14 protein-coding genes and 1 riboswitch are annotated in these 16,032 nt (G+C 63.5%); of the genes, 7 read left to right on the top strand and 7 right to left on the bottom strand.

Annotated features, from left to right (window positions below; translation table 11 throughout):
- Positions 1-194 precede the first annotated feature (194 nt).
- Positions 195-1,649 carry an amino acid permease gene (locus BMY91_RS13810; protein WP_090822860.1) on the top strand — a complete coding sequence of 485 codons (1,455 nt, stop codon included), beginning with the start codon at positions 195-197 and terminating at the stop codon, positions 1,647-1,649.
- Positions 1,650-1,761: 112 nt separating this feature from the next.
- Here BMY91_RS13810 and BMY91_RS13805 read toward each other — a convergent pair whose 3' ends face one another.
- The 4 genes from BMY91_RS13805 to BMY91_RS13790 all read right to left on the bottom strand — a co-directional run bounded on the left by BMY91_RS13805 (position 1,762) and on the right by BMY91_RS13790 (position 6,294).
- A complete protein-coding gene (locus BMY91_RS13805; protein ID WP_090822858.1) occupies positions 1,762-2,244 on the bottom strand; it encodes a carboxymuconolactone decarboxylase family protein in 483 nt (160 codons plus the stop codon).
- A 113-nt stretch (positions 2,245-2,357) separates the two neighbouring features.
- The gene (locus BMY91_RS13800; RefSeq protein WP_090822856.1) at positions 2,358-3,410 is read right to left on the bottom strand and encodes a PLP-dependent cysteine synthase family protein; all 1,053 of its coding nucleotides are present in this window, start codon (positions 3,408-3,410) and stop codon (positions 2,358-2,360) included.
- A complete protein-coding gene (locus BMY91_RS13795; protein ID WP_090822854.1) occupies positions 3,407-4,966 on the bottom strand; it encodes an aromatic amino acid ammonia-lyase in 1,560 nt (519 codons plus the stop codon). The genes BMY91_RS13800 and BMY91_RS13795 overlap by 4 nt, the downstream gene beginning before the upstream one ends.
- Positions 4,966-6,294, bottom strand: coding sequence for an NtaA/DmoA family FMN-dependent monooxygenase (locus BMY91_RS13790; protein WP_090822852.1), 1,329 nt, complete (start codon positions 6,292-6,294; stop codon positions 4,966-4,968). The genes BMY91_RS13795 and BMY91_RS13790 overlap by 1 nt, the downstream gene beginning before the upstream one ends.
- Positions 6,295-6,460: 166 nt before the next feature.
- A riboswitch (SAM riboswitch) is annotated at positions 6,461-6,572 on the top strand.
- Positions 6,573-6,585: 13 nt separating this feature from the next.
- On the opposite strand from BMY91_RS13790, the gene BMY91_RS13785 reads away from it, so the two are divergent.
- Genes BMY91_RS13785 through BMY91_RS13770 form a run of 4 tightly spaced genes read left to right on the top strand, consistent with a single transcriptional unit; the run spans position 6,586 to position 9,078 of the window.
- Positions 6,586-6,849, top strand: coding sequence for a DUF1737 domain-containing protein (locus tag BMY91_RS13785; protein ID WP_090822850.1), 264 nt, complete (start codon positions 6,586-6,588; stop codon positions 6,847-6,849).
- Positions 6,846-7,256 (top strand): rhodanese-like domain-containing protein, encoded by a 411-nt coding sequence (locus BMY91_RS13780; RefSeq protein WP_090822848.1) that lies wholly within the window; start codon positions 6,846-6,848, stop codon positions 7,254-7,256. Before BMY91_RS13785 ends, BMY91_RS13780 begins: the two co-directional genes overlap by 4 nt.
- A complete protein-coding gene (locus tag BMY91_RS13775; RefSeq protein WP_090822844.1) occupies positions 7,257-8,465 on the top strand; it encodes an O-succinylhomoserine sulfhydrylase in 1,209 nt (402 codons plus the stop codon).
- Between the two features lie 10 nt (positions 8,466-8,475).
- On the top strand, positions 8,476-9,078 hold the full coding sequence (locus tag BMY91_RS13770; RefSeq protein ID WP_090822843.1) for a hypothetical protein: 603 nt from the start codon (positions 8,476-8,478) through the stop codon (positions 9,076-9,078).
- On the opposite strand, the gene BMY91_RS13765 is transcribed toward BMY91_RS13770, so the two are convergent.
- Complete coding sequence (locus BMY91_RS13765; protein WP_090822841.1) at positions 9,075-10,262, bottom strand: glutamate--cysteine ligase 2; 1,188 nt, start codon at positions 10,260-10,262, stop codon at positions 9,075-9,077. The genes BMY91_RS13770 and BMY91_RS13765 overlap by 4 nt on opposite strands.
- 213 nt (positions 10,263-10,475) lie before the next feature.
- On the opposite strand from BMY91_RS13765, the gene BMY91_RS13760 reads away from it, so the two are divergent.
- Positions 10,476-11,297 (top strand): endonuclease domain-containing protein, encoded by an 822-nt coding sequence (locus tag BMY91_RS13760; protein WP_090822839.1) that lies wholly within the window; start codon positions 10,476-10,478, stop codon positions 11,295-11,297.
- Between the two features lie 102 nt (positions 11,298-11,399).
- Here BMY91_RS13760 and BMY91_RS13755 read toward each other — a convergent pair whose 3' ends face one another.
- Entirely contained in the window at positions 11,400-12,923 is a 1,524-nt protein-coding gene (locus tag BMY91_RS13755; RefSeq protein WP_090822837.1) for a UDP-N-acetylglucosamine 1-carboxyvinyltransferase, read from the bottom strand.
- 141 nt (positions 12,924-13,064) lie between these two features.
- A complete protein-coding gene (locus BMY91_RS13750) occupies positions 13,065-13,799 on the bottom strand; it encodes a siderophore-interacting protein (protein WP_090822836.1) in 735 nt (244 codons plus the stop codon).
- A 101-nt stretch (positions 13,800-13,900) separates the two neighbouring features.
- On the opposite strand from BMY91_RS13750, the gene BMY91_RS13745 reads away from it, so the two are divergent.
- Positions 13,901-16,024 carry a penicillin acylase family protein gene (locus tag BMY91_RS13745; protein ID WP_090822834.1) on the top strand — a complete coding sequence of 708 codons (2,124 nt, stop codon included), beginning with the start codon at positions 13,901-13,903 and terminating at the stop codon, positions 16,022-16,024.
- Positions 16,025-16,032: the final 8 nt, after the last annotated feature.

Below are 16,032 nucleotides of genomic sequence, written 5' to 3'. Positions count from 1 at the left end.
GTAGAGTAATCGCTCGCGTGACTCATTGATTAGGAACTCTTGGCCTCAACCGAGAGCTGTTTGTGCGTTCAATCGCATTTCTTATCCTCCTTGAAATGGTCATTCGTCATGTGATGAATCTAGTTCTCGTGTTAGTTGGATCACGTCCGGCTGGTACTACTTCAGACTTTGCTGGCTAACTTCCCGGAGGGAATATGGGACTCAGCTCCCCCACAGAAGCCGAAGCATCGGCAACCGAGGCGCACCCCCAGACTGGCGCCTCAACAACAGGTCTTCGCCGGTCCATGGAGGCCCGGCACCTGGTGATGATTGCCATGGGCGGCGTCATTGGCTCAGGCCTTTTTGTTAGTTCCGGCTACACCATTGCCACGGCCGGTCCGTTGGGTGCGGTGTTGGCCTTCCTCATCGGCGCCGTCGTCGTCTACTTGGTGATGGCCTGCCTCGGGGAGCTCGCTGTTGCGTTCCCCGTCTCGGGCGCCTTCCACATCTATGCAGCCCGGACCATCGGCCCGGCCACCGGATTCGCAACGGCGTGGTTGTACTGGCTGTGCTGGGCGGTGGCGCTGGGTTCTGAATTCACGGCAGCCGGCCTGCTCATGCAGCGCTGGTTCCCGGGCGTCGACGTCTGGATCTGGTGTTTCGTCTTCGCTACCGTCCTGTTCACGCTGAACGCCATTTCATCGCGCGTCTTTGGTGAATCGGAGTTCTGGTTCGCGCTCATCAAGGTCGCCGCCGTCGTCGGCCTCATCATCCTGGGTGGCGCCGCGCTGGCTGGCTTCCACCCCCTCGCCGCAGGGGGCTACCCCTCTTTCGGCGAGAACTTCGCAACACCCAACGGGCTGTTCCCCAATGGGTTCACCGGCGTCTTCGTCACCTGCCTGGCCGTGTTCTACGCGTTCTCCGGATCCGAGCTGATCGGTGTTGCCGCTGGCGAGACCGCCAATCCCGGCGCCAACATCCCCAAGGCCATGCGCACTACGGTCATCCGGCTCATGATCTTCTTCGTTGGTGCCATTACCGTCATCGCGGCCACCATCCCCTACGAGAAAGTCAGTGTGGACGAGAGCCCCTTCGTCACGGTCTTTTCCATGCTCGGCATTCCATTTGCCGCGGACATCATGAACTTTGTGATCATCACGGCGTTGCTCTCCGCCGGTAACTGCGGGCTCTTCTCTTGTGCCCGCATGCTCTTCTCGCTGGCTGACGAAGGCCACGCACCCAAGGCCTTCCGCAAGCTCACCAAGCGAGGCATCCCGATGGTGGCCCTCTGCGTCAGCATGCTGGGCGGCCTGGCTTCGCTCATCAGCAGTGTTGTGGCTCCGGCCACCGTCTACCTGGTATTGGTCTCAGTGGCGGGCTTCGCCACGGTGGGAGTGTGGATGTCCATCGTGGCCTCGCACTTCATCTACCGGCGGACGTTCATCAGGAATGGTGGCGACCTTTCAACCCTCCCCTACAAGGCTCCGCTGTTCCCGCTGGTTCCGATCCTCGCCTTCGCGCTCTGTGTGGTGTCGCTGATCGGCATAGCTTTCGACCCCAATCAGGTGGCTGCGCTGCTGTTCGGGGTTCCGTTCGTGGGGGCCTGCTACGCATTCTTCTACTTCAAGTACGGACGACGCCGCTCGCTCAAGAAGGCTGTTGACGCTTAGCCCGGCGGCTTCCTGACCTCTTTTGGTAATGGATCAGCCCTTGGCCAACCAATTGCGGTTGGCCAAGGGCTGATCTGCTGTGGAAGGGCGTTGGGAAGCTTCGGGCAGGCGCCTAGTTCCTGGCCGCGCGGACCGGGTGCTCGCTCAGGATGGACAGCCGGTTGAAGGCGTTGATCCCGATCGCCGCCATGCACAGGACACTGATCTGCCCGTCGCTGTAGTGCTGCCGGGCCTGCTCAAAGAGCTCCGGACTTGGCCTTGACGTACTCATGCGGGTGATCTGCTCGGCAATCTCCATGGCCACCACTTCAGCGGGCTCAAAGAGTTGTACTTCCCTGTAAACGGCCACCAAGGACAGACGCTGCTCGGTCTCGCCATATTTCAGGGCCCGGCGGTGGTGGAGATCCAGGCAGAAAGCGCAGCCGTTAATCTGCGAGGACAGGTAGTTGATGAGTTCCAAGGTGCGGCGCGGGATGTCCAGCCGGTCAGCTTCATCTACGAGTTGCTGGGAATAGTGGCTCAGCGTTGCGTACAGATCCGGCTGCTGCTTATCCAGATAGCCGGCCAGACATGGTTTTGTTTCCTGTTCGGGCATGGTTGGAGCCTAGCGCACCCCGAGCGCATGCCTTGGGTGAGAGAGCGTCCACCCAAAACACGCGAAAGGTGAGAGAGCGTCCACCCAAAACATGCAAAAGGTGAGAGAGCGTCCTACTCGGGGGTGTCGGCGGCGAGGCGGATGCCGTTCTCTGCCAACCACACCGGGTTGAAGGCCTTGCTGAGGTAGTTCGTGCCGGCGTCGGGAGCTATGGCAACCACCACCGAACCGTGAGGTGCGGCGCGGGCCACCCGCAGGGCAGCTGCCACCGCAAGCCCCGACGATGGGCCCAGCGCGAGCCCTTCCTCGTCGAGGAGCCGGTGGACGGTGGTGTAAACCTCGTCGTTGGGGATGCGCAGGAAACGGTCCACGATGGTGCGGTCAAAGATCTTGGGCCACTCGGCCTGGGGCCAGGAGTTGCCCACGCCGTCCACCAGGATCTCGCCAGGGTGTCCGCCACTATAGGCCGAGCCGTAGGGGTCCGCGCCCACCACTTCCACGTGGCCACCGGGCCGCGAGGCAGCCGCACGTTCCTTCAAGAAACGGCCGTTGCCACTGATGGTCCCACCCGTTCCGATGCCCGCAACGAAGTGGGTTACCAAGCCACCGGTCTGTTCCCAGATCTCGGGCCCGGTGGTCTGGTAGTGCGCGGCGGGATTGGCCGGGTTGTCGAACTGCATCGGCCGCCACGCGCCCGGAGTTTCGGCAGTGATGCGCGCGGCCACGGCCCGGGCATTCTCCGGCGACTCAGACGGCGCATTCCAATCCGTCAGGATCACCCGGGCACCATAATTGTGGAGCGCCGCGAGCTTCTCCTGGGAAATGGTGTCCCCGGTGACCACCACAACCGGATGCCCGGTCAGGTGCCCGATCAGCGCGAGCCCAATCCCTGTGTTTCCGGAGGTGCTCTCCACGATGGTGGCGCCCGGCTGAAGTTCGCCGGACTTCTCCGCAGCCCGGACCATACTCAGTGCGGTACGGTCCTTGATGGAACCCCCGGGGTTCTCGGACTCAAGTTTAATGTGGATTGAGCTGCCCAGGCCCCGGCCCAGTGACTCCAGCTTCACCAGCGGGGTGTTACCCACTTTGTCCAGGACCGAGGCGTCCAGACCGTCCGGCACCGGACCTGCCGCGTGCAGCCCGTGCTTGCGGATCGCCGTACTCATCTTGATGCCCCCGTCTCCACTGCTTCCTCAGCCACAGCACTCCTCAGCACAGCCCGCGCCCGTTCCACCAGATCCGGTGCCGACGGCCGCTCTGCCAACACATCAGCCAAACGACCCACGACGTCGCCTGTCCCCCTCCCGAGCGGCTGCGCGGCCCCCGCTTCGAGCAGCAGGTACGACGCCGTCAGGGCTTCAATCGCCAGGAGTTTCTCCAAGGCCTCCACCGATTTCTCCAACTGCTGCAAGGCAAGCGGCGCCAGCGTTGAATGGTCCTCGACGTCGGCCGAGAGGGTTGGGGCGCCAAGGGTCGCAGGAGCTGCAAGGAACTTGAGTTCGGCCAGGAGCCCAGCGGCGGAGTACCAGAGCAGCCCGGGCAATTCTTCTTGTGCCAGGCCGGAGTCCGACGATCCGGCCGCTTGCAAGTGTTTAGCCCGGATAGCCCGTTGCGGCGGATACAACTTGGCAGTGCGCCGTTCACTGGAGATGCCCACGTGCGCCACAGCCAATCGCAGGCCTTCAAACGCCAAGGCCAGTTGCATCGGCTGGAAGTTCCCGCCTGAGACCATCAGCCCTGACTCCACATCGGCCAAAGGGTTGTCACCCCGGCCGTTCAGCTCCACCTCCAAGGCCACGCCAAGTTGGGCAACGAGTGCACGGAAAGCCCCGTGCGTCTGGGGCGCGGCCCGGAATGACAAAGCATCCTGCACCGATACCTCCGGCCGGACATCTTCCAACCACCCGCCGCTCAACAGGCGACGAACAGCAGCGGCCGAGTCCCGCTGACCGTCCACCGCCTTGGCCGCTTGGATGGCCGGCGAGAACGGGCTGAGGTTCCCGCCGCCGTCGTACCTTGCGATGGTCTCCAGCGAGAGGGACAGCGCGACGTCGGCCAGTTCAGCCAGGTGCTGCAGCCGCACCAAAGCGAGAGTTCCTGCCCCCACCGAGTAGGCGTTGGCGCTGACCAGGGCCAGTGCTTCGCCAGGTGCAAGGACCAGCGGCTGGAGGCCGGCCTCAGCGAGCGCTTCGGCGCCCGGAACCAGGTGTCCGGCGGAGTCGAACGCTTCGCCTTCACCGATGGCAACAGCAGCGACGGCGGCAAGCTGGGTCAGGTCGGATGACCCCACCGAGCCTTCGCGCGGGATGGCGGGAAAGACGCCACGGTTGAACAGTTCGGCATAGAAGCGGGCTGTCTCCGGGCGCACCCCGGAGCCACCGCGGCTAAAACCGATGAGCCTGGCCAGGATCACGGATCGGGCAGTGGCACGGTCCAGATGCGAACCGACTCCGCTGTTGTGATACCTGACCACCTGGACTTGATACGTCAGAAGGGACTTTTCCTCCACAGCGGTGTCCCTGCCAGAGCCAAGCAAGGTGTTCAGCCCGTAGACCCGCTGGCCCAAGGCGGCAGCTTTCTCCACCACCTCCCGAGAGCGCGATAGCAAAGACAACGCATCTTGGTTGAGTTTCACGTGAAACGAAGGGTCAGAGGCGGCCCTCGCCACGTCCACGGCGCGCACAGGTGCCACACCAATCGTCAACGGCTCGGCAACAGACATCAGAAGTCCAGAAGATTCTGTCGGAACCCACCGTTCCCGTAACTCTTCCTCAACAGGCCGCGTCGCCGAAGTTCGGGGGTGAGCTTGTCCAGCACACCGTGCACGGTGACCGGATCCACAAAGCCGGAGAACAGGAAGCCATCGCCTCCCACCTCAGACCCGGTGGACTCCAGGTAATCGGCAATTTCACCCACCGTGCCAATGATCGAGTCCCCTGCGCCGCCGCTGCGGGCCTGCAGAATCTGGCGCAGGGTGGAGCCGGGAGGCGCGGCCTTGGCGAAGTGCTCCAGGGTGCCCTGGTTGCTGTTGGTGCTCAGCTCGGGAAGTGGGGCATCGAGGTCGAACTGCTTGAAGTCGATCACGGAAAGGTAGGAGATGGAGTTGAGCTGGCTGTCGATGTCGCGTTGGGTAAGCTCCCTGCGTTGTGCCCGCAATTCCTCGGCCTCTGCCGCAGACCCAACCACGGTGGGCTTGAGCACAAAAAGCACCTTGACGTCGTCGGGGTTCCTGCCGGCCTTGGCAGCCTCGGCACGGATCGAATCCCGGTAGGACTTCATACCGTCAACGCCGCGGGCCAAGGCAATCGCCACATCCGCATGTCCGCCAGCGAACGCCTTCCCCCGGGGCGAGGCACCGGCCTGGACCAGGACCGGTTCCTCCGGCAGCGGTGCCGTGTTCAGTGGGCCCCGAACCTTGAAGAAGTGGCCCTGGTGATCGATCGGATGCACTTTGTTGTGGTCCGCGAACACCCCGGCGTCCGCGTCCTCAAGCACCGCGCCAGGCTCCCAGCTCCGCCACAGCCGCCTGACGACGTCGACGAATTCCTCCGCTTTCTCATACCGCAGGTCGTGTTCGATCTGCTGGTCCAACCCGTAGTTCTGCGCGGCCAAATCGCTGCCGGACGTCACCACATTCCATCCCAACTGCCCCTCCGAGAAGTGCTGCAGGGTAGCCAGGAGGCGGGCGGCCGTGAACGGCGGATAGAACGATGCACTGACCGTGGGCACAATCCCGAGGTGCTCCGTGGCGGAAAGGAGGTACGGGACCAAAGCCAACGGATCATGCTTCGGAGCGAAGGACGCATGCGCCAGCGAAACCTCAGCCGTGCCGCCATACGTGTCCGGAACGGTCAGCGAATCCTCGATGATGAACAGGTCCAGGCCGGATTGCTCAAACGCGCGCACGGCCTCCTGGTACAGGGCAGGTTTCTTCCAGTCATAGCCCAGGCTGTAACCCGGAGTTCCCCAACCCTGGACTCCGAATCCGTGGCCCACAAACCATCCAAAATGAAGCATGGGCTTGAGTGTAGAACTGCTCTGTCCGTTCACCGCGACCTGATTTCATGCGAAGTTACAGGGGGTCGTACTGCGTCAATTATGCTCCCGGGGCGTCTTATTTGGAGGGCTACTCCAAGAACCGCCGATTACGCAACATGACGACGGCGATACCCCCGCCACATGCAGCTCAACGGTCGTGGATGTTACGTTTTTCTTGAGTAATGAGAACCAGCGCAAAGCCCTGACTTGCTGGTCGGCAACCCTCTCTCCGGCGGGGTGCCTCAGGTGACTACTCGGCGTATCGACAACTCGAACTGCAAGCGTGACTGAGGAGCACCAGCAATGCCTGAACCCACTGAAGAAAAACTCTCCTACCGCCTGATTACAGGCCCGGACACCCGTGATTTCTGCGAGCGGATCCACAACGCCCTCGCCGAAGGCTACGTGCTCCACGGCAGCCCGGCCGCCACGTTCAACGGCACTGACGTGATCGTGGCCCAGGCCATCGTGCTGCCCGCCGCGATCGCCAACGCAGATGCCGCTGTGGCCAACGCCGTTGACCAGCTGGAGAACGACGACGAAGAAGCATTCGAGGGCCACGCATGAGCTACGCAGGTGACCTGACCCCGCAGGATGCGTGGGCAAAGCTTGAAGAAGGCGCCATTCTGGTGGACGTCCGCACCGAGGGCGAGTGGGCCCACATCGGCATTCCGGACACCAAAGCCACCGAGAACGATCCCCTGTTCATCCAGTGGAACCTCGCCGGCGGCATCCCGAACTCCCGGTTCATCGAGGACCTGCAGCAGCAGGCCCCGCAGGACGACAAGGTGGAGCTCGTGTTCATCTGCCGCTCAGGCCAGCGCTCCGTCTCGGCCGCTATCGCGGCAACGCAGGCCGGCTTTACCGCCTACAACGTCCTGGAGGGCTTCGAAGGCGAACCGGACCGCTACGGTGAGCGCACCGTGAATGGCTGGAAAAACCGTGGCCTGCCGACGAACCTGGGGACCGAGTAAGTGACTTTCAATCCTGACGCCGCCGGCTGGAGCCCTGACACCCAGGCCGTCCGTGGTGGCCTTGACCGCACCAATTTCCAAGAGACAGCTGAGCCCGTCTTCCTGAATTCCGGCTTCGTCTACGAATCCGCTGCTGCTGCCGAACGCGCTTTCACCGGCGAGGACGAACGCTTTGTCTACTCCCGCTACGGCAACCCGTCCGTGGCAACGTTCCAGGAGCGGCTGCGCCTGCTCGAAGGAACCGAAGCGTGCTTCGCGACGGCGTCCGGCATGTCTGCCGTGTTTACCGCCTTGGGTGCCCTGCTGGCTGCCGGCGACCGCGTTGTTGCTGCACGCTCCCTGTTCGGCTCCTGCTTTGTGATCCTCAACGAGATCCTGCCGCGCTGGGGTGTGGAGACCGTTTTCGTAGATGGACCGGACCTGGAGCAGTGGCGTGAGGCCCTCTCCGAACCCACCACCGCTGTGTTCTTCGAGTCTCCGTCCAACCCCATGCAGGAGATCGTCGACATCGCGGCCGTCAGCGACCTGGCGCATGCCGCCGGGGCGACTGTCGTCGTCGACAATGTCTTTGCCACTCCCCTGCTGCAGCGCTGCGGTGAGCTCGGCGCTGACGTGATCGTGTACTCGGGCACCAAGCACATCGACGGCCAGGGACGGGTCCTCGGCGGTGCGATCCTGGGCACCAAGGAATTCATTGACGGCCCGGTCAAGCAGCTCATGCGGCACACAGGACCGTCCCTGTCAGCGTTCAATGCCTGGGTCCTCACCAAGGGTTTGGAGACCATCGGGCTGCGGGTGAACCACAGCTCGGCATCCGCGTTGAAGATTGCGGAATGGCTGGAGCAGCAGCCTGCCATCAGCTGGGTCAAGTACCCGCTGCTGAAGTCCCACCCGCAGTACGATTTGGCCGCCAAGCAGATGAAGGCCGGCGGCACCGTGCTGACCTTCGAGCTGCTCCCCTCCGCCGGACGATCCGCCAAGGACTCCGCATTCGCCCTGCTTGACGGCTTGCGCGTCATCGACATCTCGAACAACCTGGGCGACTCCAAGTCACTCATCACCCACCCCGCCACCACCACCCACCGGGCAATGGGTCCCGAGGGCCGCGCGGCGATCGGGCTCAGCGACGGCGTGGTCCGTTTGTCTGTGGGCCTGGAAGATGTGGACGATCTCATCCTGGATCTGGAGAAGGCCCTCAAACAGGTCTAACCTTGCTGCCATGAGCGGGAAGTATCCCTATCGCCGTGCCGGAGCGGTCATCGTTGCCGGCACGGTGGTGTGGTTTGTGGGAATCTCCCCCGTCAGCCGTGTTTATCTCACCCCGGACGCCCAGGAACGGCTGCGGATGCTGCTGGCCGGCCAACGCGGGTGGATCCTTGGGCAACACCTCGCAGCCGCGGGAACCGTAGCAGTGCCGGTAGGTTTCGCGGCGTTCGCGCGGGCTGTCCCGGGCAAGGACCCTTCGAGCGGACGGGCAAGGAAATGGGCTCTTGCCGCTGCCGGGGCGTTGCTCGCCGGAGCCCCGTTGTTTGTGTACAGCCTCTCCCGCCGTGCCTCTGACCTGGAGCGCTTTGCCGATTTCCGCGGATCCAACGCGCCCTTCCTGATGTACTCCGCGTTGCATGTCGTGGCCTTGGGCGCCTTGGGTGGGAGCCTTCTTTCCTCACCTGCCAAGCGCTGGATCGGTTGGACCGCCGCGGCCAGCGCTCCGCTGTTCGGCGGCATCCTCCTCGCCAAGAAGGACATCCCGCCGCTGGTGTTCTACCTGGTTGAAGGAACCACCGGGGCCTACCTGATGACGTGGGAAGAAACCAAAAACTAAGGCCGCCGGACCCGCGTCAGTGTTGGCGAGGGATCCCTGCGCGCATCGGCCGCGGCACCCTGCACAGTGACTCTCGCTGCGTGCCCAACCACCGCTGCCAAGGCTTCATGGTCCGGCGGACTTCCCGGCGGGTTGTGCCGCCTGTTGTTGTAGCGCACGGCAGCTGCACGTTGTTCAGTGGCCCCGTTTCCGCGCTCCAGAATCTCAGAGATACCCGCCTTGACGAGCTTGAGCTCGCCTTGGTCGTCCAACACTGGACTGAGGTAATCCACCAGCGCCCACACCACATCCGCGGCCGGCTGGGGCCGGAAATCGCCAAAATCCAGCAAATCTCCCCGCAGCCCTGAATTGCTGGCCTGCCAACTCGCCATCCGCAGGAGTGCCGTGGGCACGGCGGTGGGCTCAACGCCGTCGAGCATTTCCAGGGAAGCCGTCTCCACCAAAGCCCGCACCAGCACGGCAATCAATGCGGCGTCCTCGGATCGGAGGCAGACATCAGCCACGCGGACCTCCACGGTGGGATGGTTCCTGGAGATCCTGGCATCGAAGTAGATCATCCCCTCATCCAGGATCACTCCCGTTTCCAGGAGGCGCTTCACGATGCGACGGTAGGCGGTGAGCGAGCCGAAAACAGCCGATGGGCCTGACGTTGGCCATCTGTTCCAGGCCTGCGTCCGGTAGCTGTCGAAGCCGGTGGGGAGCCCGCGCCAGTACGGAGAGTTGGCGGTGAGGGCCGTCAGCACAGCCAGTTTGTCGCGGATATGGTCCAGCACCACCACCCCTTCCTCGGGTGACTCCACCGCGGTGTGTACATGGAATCCACAGGTCAGCTGCTCTGTGGCAATGATCCCGAAGCGGTCAAGCATCGCGGCATACCTGGGATCCGGGGTGGTGTGCGTGGTGGAGGCCAGCGGGGAGGTAGCGATCGCCGCCACCCGGGCACCATGCTGGCGGGCGGCCTGGTTGGCCATGGCCCTGCCCCGGCGGACCTGCTGCAGGAGTTCGGTGTAGCTGTGGCACGGGCGGGTCTGGGTTTCGATCTGCTCCAGTTTAAGTTCGTGGCTCAGACCCGTTCCGGCGGCGGGTTCATCATGATCGGCGAGCAGCGCATCCGCGAGAGCAAGAGGCCCGCCCGTCACAGGATCGACGATGAGCAGCTCTTCCTCAACCCCGAATGTCCGCATGCTCCATTTTGCGCCCAAGGACCCAGTGAGGACAGAGCTGCACCCGGCGCTGAAATTCTGCTGGATCACCGCCGGGGGAACCAAGAGGAAAGCCTGGGATGATGGGCTTCCTCTTGTTGTGCAGGCCGATGATCCAGCAGAAATTCCGGGTCCTTGTCCACATAGAGCAAAGTCCCAGCTCTGAACACCTCCACATCGTGGCTGGCTGGCTACATGGACACCTTCGAATTCCTGATGTCAATGGGTGGAGTGGCAAGGGCCGGTCTCCTCAATCAATACGGCCATGCTCCGGCTGAGCTCCGAAAAATTGGTGCGTACCAACCCCGGCATGGCATTTGGGCCCTACCGTCAGCCGACCAGGAGTATCTCTTGGCGCTGGTGAACAACGGACAGCTGACCTGCGCCAGCGCCGCGGTCCGCTATGGGCTTTGGTTGAAGGACCCACCTGTTGGACTCCATTTGGCAACCAAGCACAACAGAGGCCGGGGGTTTGTCCGGCACAGTGGGCTCCGGCTGGGAGCCGAGGCTCTCTTGCCTGTTGCTTCCGTGGTAGACACCGTTATTCACGCGCTGACCTGTCTTCCGGACGTTGATGCCATTGCGGTAGCACAGTCGGCGATGCAAAAGCATGGAGTTGTCAGGGGCGTCCTGGAAGGTGAGCTGCGGGCCAACTACTTTGGGAACGCGAGGAAACTGCTACGGATGGCCGATGGTTTGTCCGAGTCCGTTCCGGAGATCAGCGCACGGCTGCTCTTCGAAGCACAGGGACTCTCATTCCGACGCCAAGTGCGTATCTCCGGAGTGGGCCGGGTGGACGCGCTGATTGACGGGTGGTTGATCGTGGAGGTCAACGGTTATCAATTCCACAGCTCACGGGCCGCATGGCGAAAGGACATGGATAGATTGAACGCCGCTCAGGCCAGGGGTTACCAGGTGTTGTCCTTTGCCCCGGAACAGGTGTGGAATTCCCCAGATGAGGTGATGGCCCAGATTCGCTGGCTCCTGGCACAAGGTAATCCGCACGCCCGGCGCTGAGAATTCTGCTGGATCATCGCCGGGGGCAATAGGAGGAAAGCCCGGAATGACGGGCTTTCCTCCTATTGCGCGGGCGGATGATCCAGCAAAAAAGCGTGGAGCCTAGTCCTGGAAGTACTCGATCTTCGCGCCGATGGTGTTCAGGCGCTCGGCCAGGTCCTCGTAACCGCGCTCGATCACGTAGATGTTGCGCAGCTCAGACGTACCCCGGGCAGCCAGCATCGCCAGGAGCAAGCAGGCTGCGGGGCGAAGTGCGGGCGGGCAGCCGATTTCCGCGGCGCGCCACTTGGTTGGCCCGTTGACGTAGATCCGGTGCGGGTCCAGGAGCTGTACTTGTGCGCCGAGCTTGTTCAGCTCCGTCAAGTAGATGGCGCGATTCTCGTAGACCCAGTCGTGGATCATGGTCTGCCCCTCGGCGTTGCCCGCAATGACGGCGAAGAACGGCAGGTTGTCAATGTTGAGGCCCGGGAACGGCATCGGGTGGATCTTGTCCTGGGGGGCCCGGAGCTCGGATGGTTTGGTGGTCACGTCCACCAAGCGGGTACGCCCGTTGCGTGCCGTGTATTCGCCGGAGATCTCCAGATTCTGGCCCATCTGCTCCAAGGTGGCGAGCTCGATTTCCATGAACTCGATGGGGACCCGGCGGATGGTCACCTCGGAGTTGGTGACAATGCCCGCAGTGATCAGGCTCATGGCCTCGATGGGGTCCTCTGAGGGGAAGTACTCGATGTCCACGTCGATGGCCGGACGGCCCGTGATCTTCAGCGTGGTGGTTCCCACGCCTTCGATGTCAACGCCCAGGCCCTGCAGGTAGAAACAGAGGTCCTGGACCATGTAGTTGGGGCTCGCGTTGCGGATGACCGTTGTACCTTCGCGGTGCGCGGCGGCCATGATGGCGTTCTCGGTGACGGTGTCGCCGCGCTCGGTCAGCACGAAGGAGCGGTCGTGGCCATCGGCGGGCGGAGCAGTGACGGAGTAGAAACCGGACCTGGCCTCCACGGACAGGCCGAACTGGCGCAGTGCCTGCATGTGGGGTTCAACGGTGCGCGTTCCCAGATCGCAGCCACCGGCGTATGGCAGCAGGTATTCGCTGGTCTCGTCCAGCAGCGGACCGAGCAGCATGATCACGCTGCGGGTACGGCGGGCCGCGTCCACATCCATGGATTCGAGGTCCAGGACCTCGGGCCGGCGGATGCGGAGGTCGCTCCCGTTGAGCCAGGTGCACTCGACGCCAATGGACGTCAGCACTTCAACAATCCTGTTGACTTCTTCGATGCGCGCAAGCCGACGCAGCGTGGTGGTACCCCGGTTGATCAAGCTGGCGCACAGAAGGGCCACGCCAGCATTCTTGCTGCTGTTGACATCCACCTCGCCAGACAGGGTGCGGCCACCCTCCACCCGGAGGTGGGTCATTTGGGGTTTGCCCACTTTGACGATCGATCGGCCGAAGATCGCTTCAAGGCGTTCGATCATCCGGAGGCTGAGATTCTGTTTGCCCTGCTCCATCCGGGCGATTGCGCTCTGGCTGGTTCCCAGCTCAGTAGCCAACTGCCCTTGCGTCCAGCCTTTTTCACCACGGGCGTTGCGGAGCAGAAGGCCTACATGTTCGGCGGTAGGTTGCGTCATACCCAAGAAATATCACAAATGAGTTAGAAGTCGCGCTCAAAACGCCGTTACAGCGGCAAACATCACAGTGGAAGCATCCTGCGTGATATAAAAACCCGACGCCGGTCCTAGTCGGGGGCGTGACGAGAGCAACAGCCGTACCTAGACCCGCCAGTACCCCAGAGCATCGATACGGTGCTTGTCCACGCCGAGTTCCTTGCGCAGATGTTTGACGATCGCACGCGTACTGGAGGCTTCGCAGGCGATCCAGAAGAAGTCCTCACCCACTGAAACAGTGTCCGCCGTGAGCGCACTGCAGACCTCCTCCACCAACGCAGCACCATCGCGTTTGCGCGGAATCCACGTGACCACGTCCTGACTGGACGTCCGCACTGTGAGTGAGGGGTCGGCGTCGTGCTGGTATTCAAGCCAGGCTGTCACGGGAGCCGCGCCGTGAGCGGAACGCTGCCGTTCATCCAGGAGGGAGTTGATGGCCGGGATGGACGCGGGATCCCCCACCACCCAGATCCGGCGCGGAGCGGGCTGCGGGAACGTGAAGGAACTCCCTTGGACCGTGGCGTCAATGGTGTCTCCGGGTTGCACAGAACGGGCCCAATCTGCGGCGACCCCCTTGTGCATCGCGAAGTCCATGCTGAACGTCCCGGCGGTCGGGTCGGCGTCCACCAGAGTATAGGCGCGCTGGTGGGCCTTGCCGGAATCGTCAAACCAGAGCCGGATCCACATGGTGGGATGCAGGCCGCTGCGCTCCAGGAGCCCACCATCGCGCACGTGGACGCGGAGGAAATCAGGCGTGATCTCCTCCCGCCCGGTGACTTCCAAAGTGAAGTCCTTGGCACCCATCACTTTGAGGACGACGCCCTCCCAATTGCGCTTCAAGCAACACTCCTTCACGAACGGCCACGATTTGTGAACCAGGCCAAAGCCATTTATCTTGAGCTTAAGTAAGCCTAACCTAAGCTCGAAAGCGGCCTGAGATTATGACGCCTGCCCCGACGCACCATCCCGCCCCGGCAGGCGGCCCCGGCACGTACCGTGATCAGTGGGGGATCCCGCACCTGTGGGCCGAATCTGCCGATCAACTGGCCTTCCTGCAGGGCCACAATGCCGCCAGCGACCGGTCATGGCAGATCGAGTTGGAACGCTGGCGTTCAGAGGGCCGCACCGCTGAAATACTCGGTCCCGACGCTGTGGTCTGGGACAGGTTCGCCCGGCAAGCCCGGCTGGATGACACCGCGCGCCGCTGCTTCGAAAACCTCGACGACCCCACTCAACGCTGGTGCGGGCAGTACGTGGCCGGGGTCAACCAAGCGTTGGCAGAGGGCCTTCGGGGCGGCCCTGAGTTCGACGCGTCCGCCAGCGCGCCTGAGCCGTGGAATCCCTGGACTCCCTTGGGCGTCTTCCTGGTCCACCACGTCCTGTTCTCCACTTTTCCCAACAAGATGTTCCGGGCTCACGTCGCACGGACGTTGGGGGATGACGCCGTGGGTTTGTTCAGCATCGAGGCCCCCGTCTGGTCCGGCAGCAACGCCTGGGCGGTCCACGGTTCAAAAACAGTTAGTGGCCTGCCGCTGATCGCCGGCGACCCCCACCGCCTCATGGAACTCCCCGGCGTGTACCAGCAAGTGCGGCTGGCGTGCCCCGAATTCGACGCGATCGGGTTCGCGTTTCCTGGTGTGCCTGGATTGCCGCACTTCGCCCACACCGGCCACACCGCCTGGGCCATCACCAACGCCATGGCCGACTACCAGGACCTCTTCGAAGAAGAATTGCGCCGGGTCAGCGACGCCCACGGCAACCACGTTGAGGCGCGGGGAGCAGAAGGCTGGGAAACCGTCGTCGTGAGTTCCGAAACCATCACCGTCCGCGGCGGGGAGCCGGTGTCCGTTGAGATTATTGAAACCGCGCGTGGTCCGGTCATCTCCGAAACGCCCGACGGCGGCGCCTTGAGCCTGCGGTTTCCCGCCCGGGTTGAGGGCCGCTTGGGATTCGAAGCCCTCCCCGCACTGCTGCGGAGCCGGAACGTCTCCGCAGTGGAGGCCGCGTTCGATGCGTGGGTCGAGCCGGTCAACAGTGTGGTCGCCGCGGACGATTCCGGGGCTGTGCGGCACTTCGTGGCCGGGCTGGTTCCACAGCGGAATCCCGCCAATCGCCGGCTTCCGGCGCCCGCCTTCTCAGCCCGCCATGCCTGGGATGGCCAGTACGTCGTTTTGCCCCGCACGGAGGTCCAACAGTTTGCCGTCAGCGCGAACGACCGCGCCGCAGGGGGCGGCGACCCCGTGGCCATGGAGTTTGCACCGGCACACCGGGCATTGAGGATCCGGGAGCTGCTGGAATCCACCCCCACCGGGGCGTTGACGCTGGAGCACATGCAGGCCATCCACACCGATACGCTGCTGGGTCCTTGGCCGCTGTTCCGCTCGCTCCTCGCCGGCCTGGACGCTGACGATCTGTCCCCGGAAGCCAAAGAGCTGCGCGCCCCACTGCTGCGCTGGGATGGCCGGATGGACGCCGCCAGCCGGGAGGCCGCCGTCTTCGCCGCATGGCGGGGTGCACTGGTCCAACGGATCGCCCGGCATTCCGCTCTTGCACCACTGGCCGAACCCACCGGATACTCCCCCTTGTTCGGACCTTGGTTGTCCGTGGCTTCACGGATCGGATTTGCACTGGAGACGCTGCTGGCGCGCGGCCCGGAACTTGGCATCAGCGTCTCCGTGGAAGCCGCAGCGGCCTTGGAGGTGGTGGCGCTGGAGGAAGCCCTCCTCGACGGAGCCACTTGGGCGGACCGGCACCAGCTCCTGGCCGTTCACGTCCTCCCGGGCAGCCTGGCCGATGCAGCACCCACTGCCGGCCTGAGTGGAGATACCGGATGCGTGCTCTGCACCGAAAGCCTTCCCGGCGTGGATGACCGAAGTTTCCGCGGCCCCGTGGCGCGCTATGTCTGGGACCTGTCGGACGTGCGCAACAGCCGCTGGATCGTCCCCTTCGGTGCGGCCGGAAGGCCCGGACACCAGCATTTCTCCGACCAACTGCCGCTCTGGACCGCGGGGCAGCTTGCCTCTGTGGTCACGGATTGGTCCGTTCTGATCAAAGACACCCCGTAGTACATCCC

Origin of the sequence: Arthrobacter sp. yr096 (assembly GCF_900108925.1) — a bacterium.
Classification (GTDB): domain Bacteria; phylum Actinomycetota; class Actinomycetes; order Actinomycetales; family Micrococcaceae; genus Arthrobacter.
The sequence above is the reverse complement of the archived record's forward strand: the minus strand, read 5'-3'. Positions and strand labels throughout refer to the sequence as shown.

Excerpts from the sequence above, each read along its gene's own strand:
- BMY91_RS13810 (WP_090822860.1), top strand. The coding sequence starts at position 195 with ATGGGACTCAGCTCCCCCACAGAAGCCGAAGCATCGGCAACCGAGGCG.
- BMY91_RS13805 (WP_090822858.1), bottom strand. The coding sequence starts at position 2,244 with ATGCCCGAACAGGAAACAAAACCATGTCTGGCCGGCTATCTGGATAAG.
- BMY91_RS13800 (WP_090822856.1), bottom strand. The coding sequence starts at position 3,410 with ATGAGTACGGCGATCCGCAAGCACGGGCTGCACGCGGCAGGTCCGGTG.
- BMY91_RS13795 (WP_090822854.1), bottom strand. The coding sequence starts at position 4,966 with ATGTCTGTTGCCGAGCCGTTGACGATTGGTGTGGCACCTGTGCGCGCC.
- BMY91_RS13785 (WP_090822850.1), top strand. The coding sequence starts at position 6,586 with ATGCCTGAACCCACTGAAGAAAAACTCTCCTACCGCCTGATTACAGGC.
- BMY91_RS13780 (WP_090822848.1), top strand. The coding sequence starts at position 6,846 with ATGAGCTACGCAGGTGACCTGACCCCGCAGGATGCGTGGGCAAAGCTT.
- BMY91_RS13770 (WP_090822843.1), top strand. The coding sequence starts at position 8,476 with ATGAGCGGGAAGTATCCCTATCGCCGTGCCGGAGCGGTCATCGTTGCC.
- BMY91_RS13765 (WP_090822841.1), bottom strand. The coding sequence starts at position 10,262 with ATGCGGACATTCGGGGTTGAGGAAGAGCTGCTCATCGTCGATCCTGTG.
- BMY91_RS13760 (WP_090822839.1), top strand. The coding sequence starts at position 10,476 with ATGGACACCTTCGAATTCCTGATGTCAATGGGTGGAGTGGCAAGGGCC.
- BMY91_RS13755 (WP_090822837.1), bottom strand. The coding sequence starts at position 12,923 with ATGACGCAACCTACCGCCGAACATGTAGGCCTTCTGCTCCGCAACGCC.
- BMY91_RS13745 (WP_090822834.1), top strand. The coding sequence starts at position 13,901 with ATGACGCCTGCCCCGACGCACCATCCCGCCCCGGCAGGCGGCCCCGGC.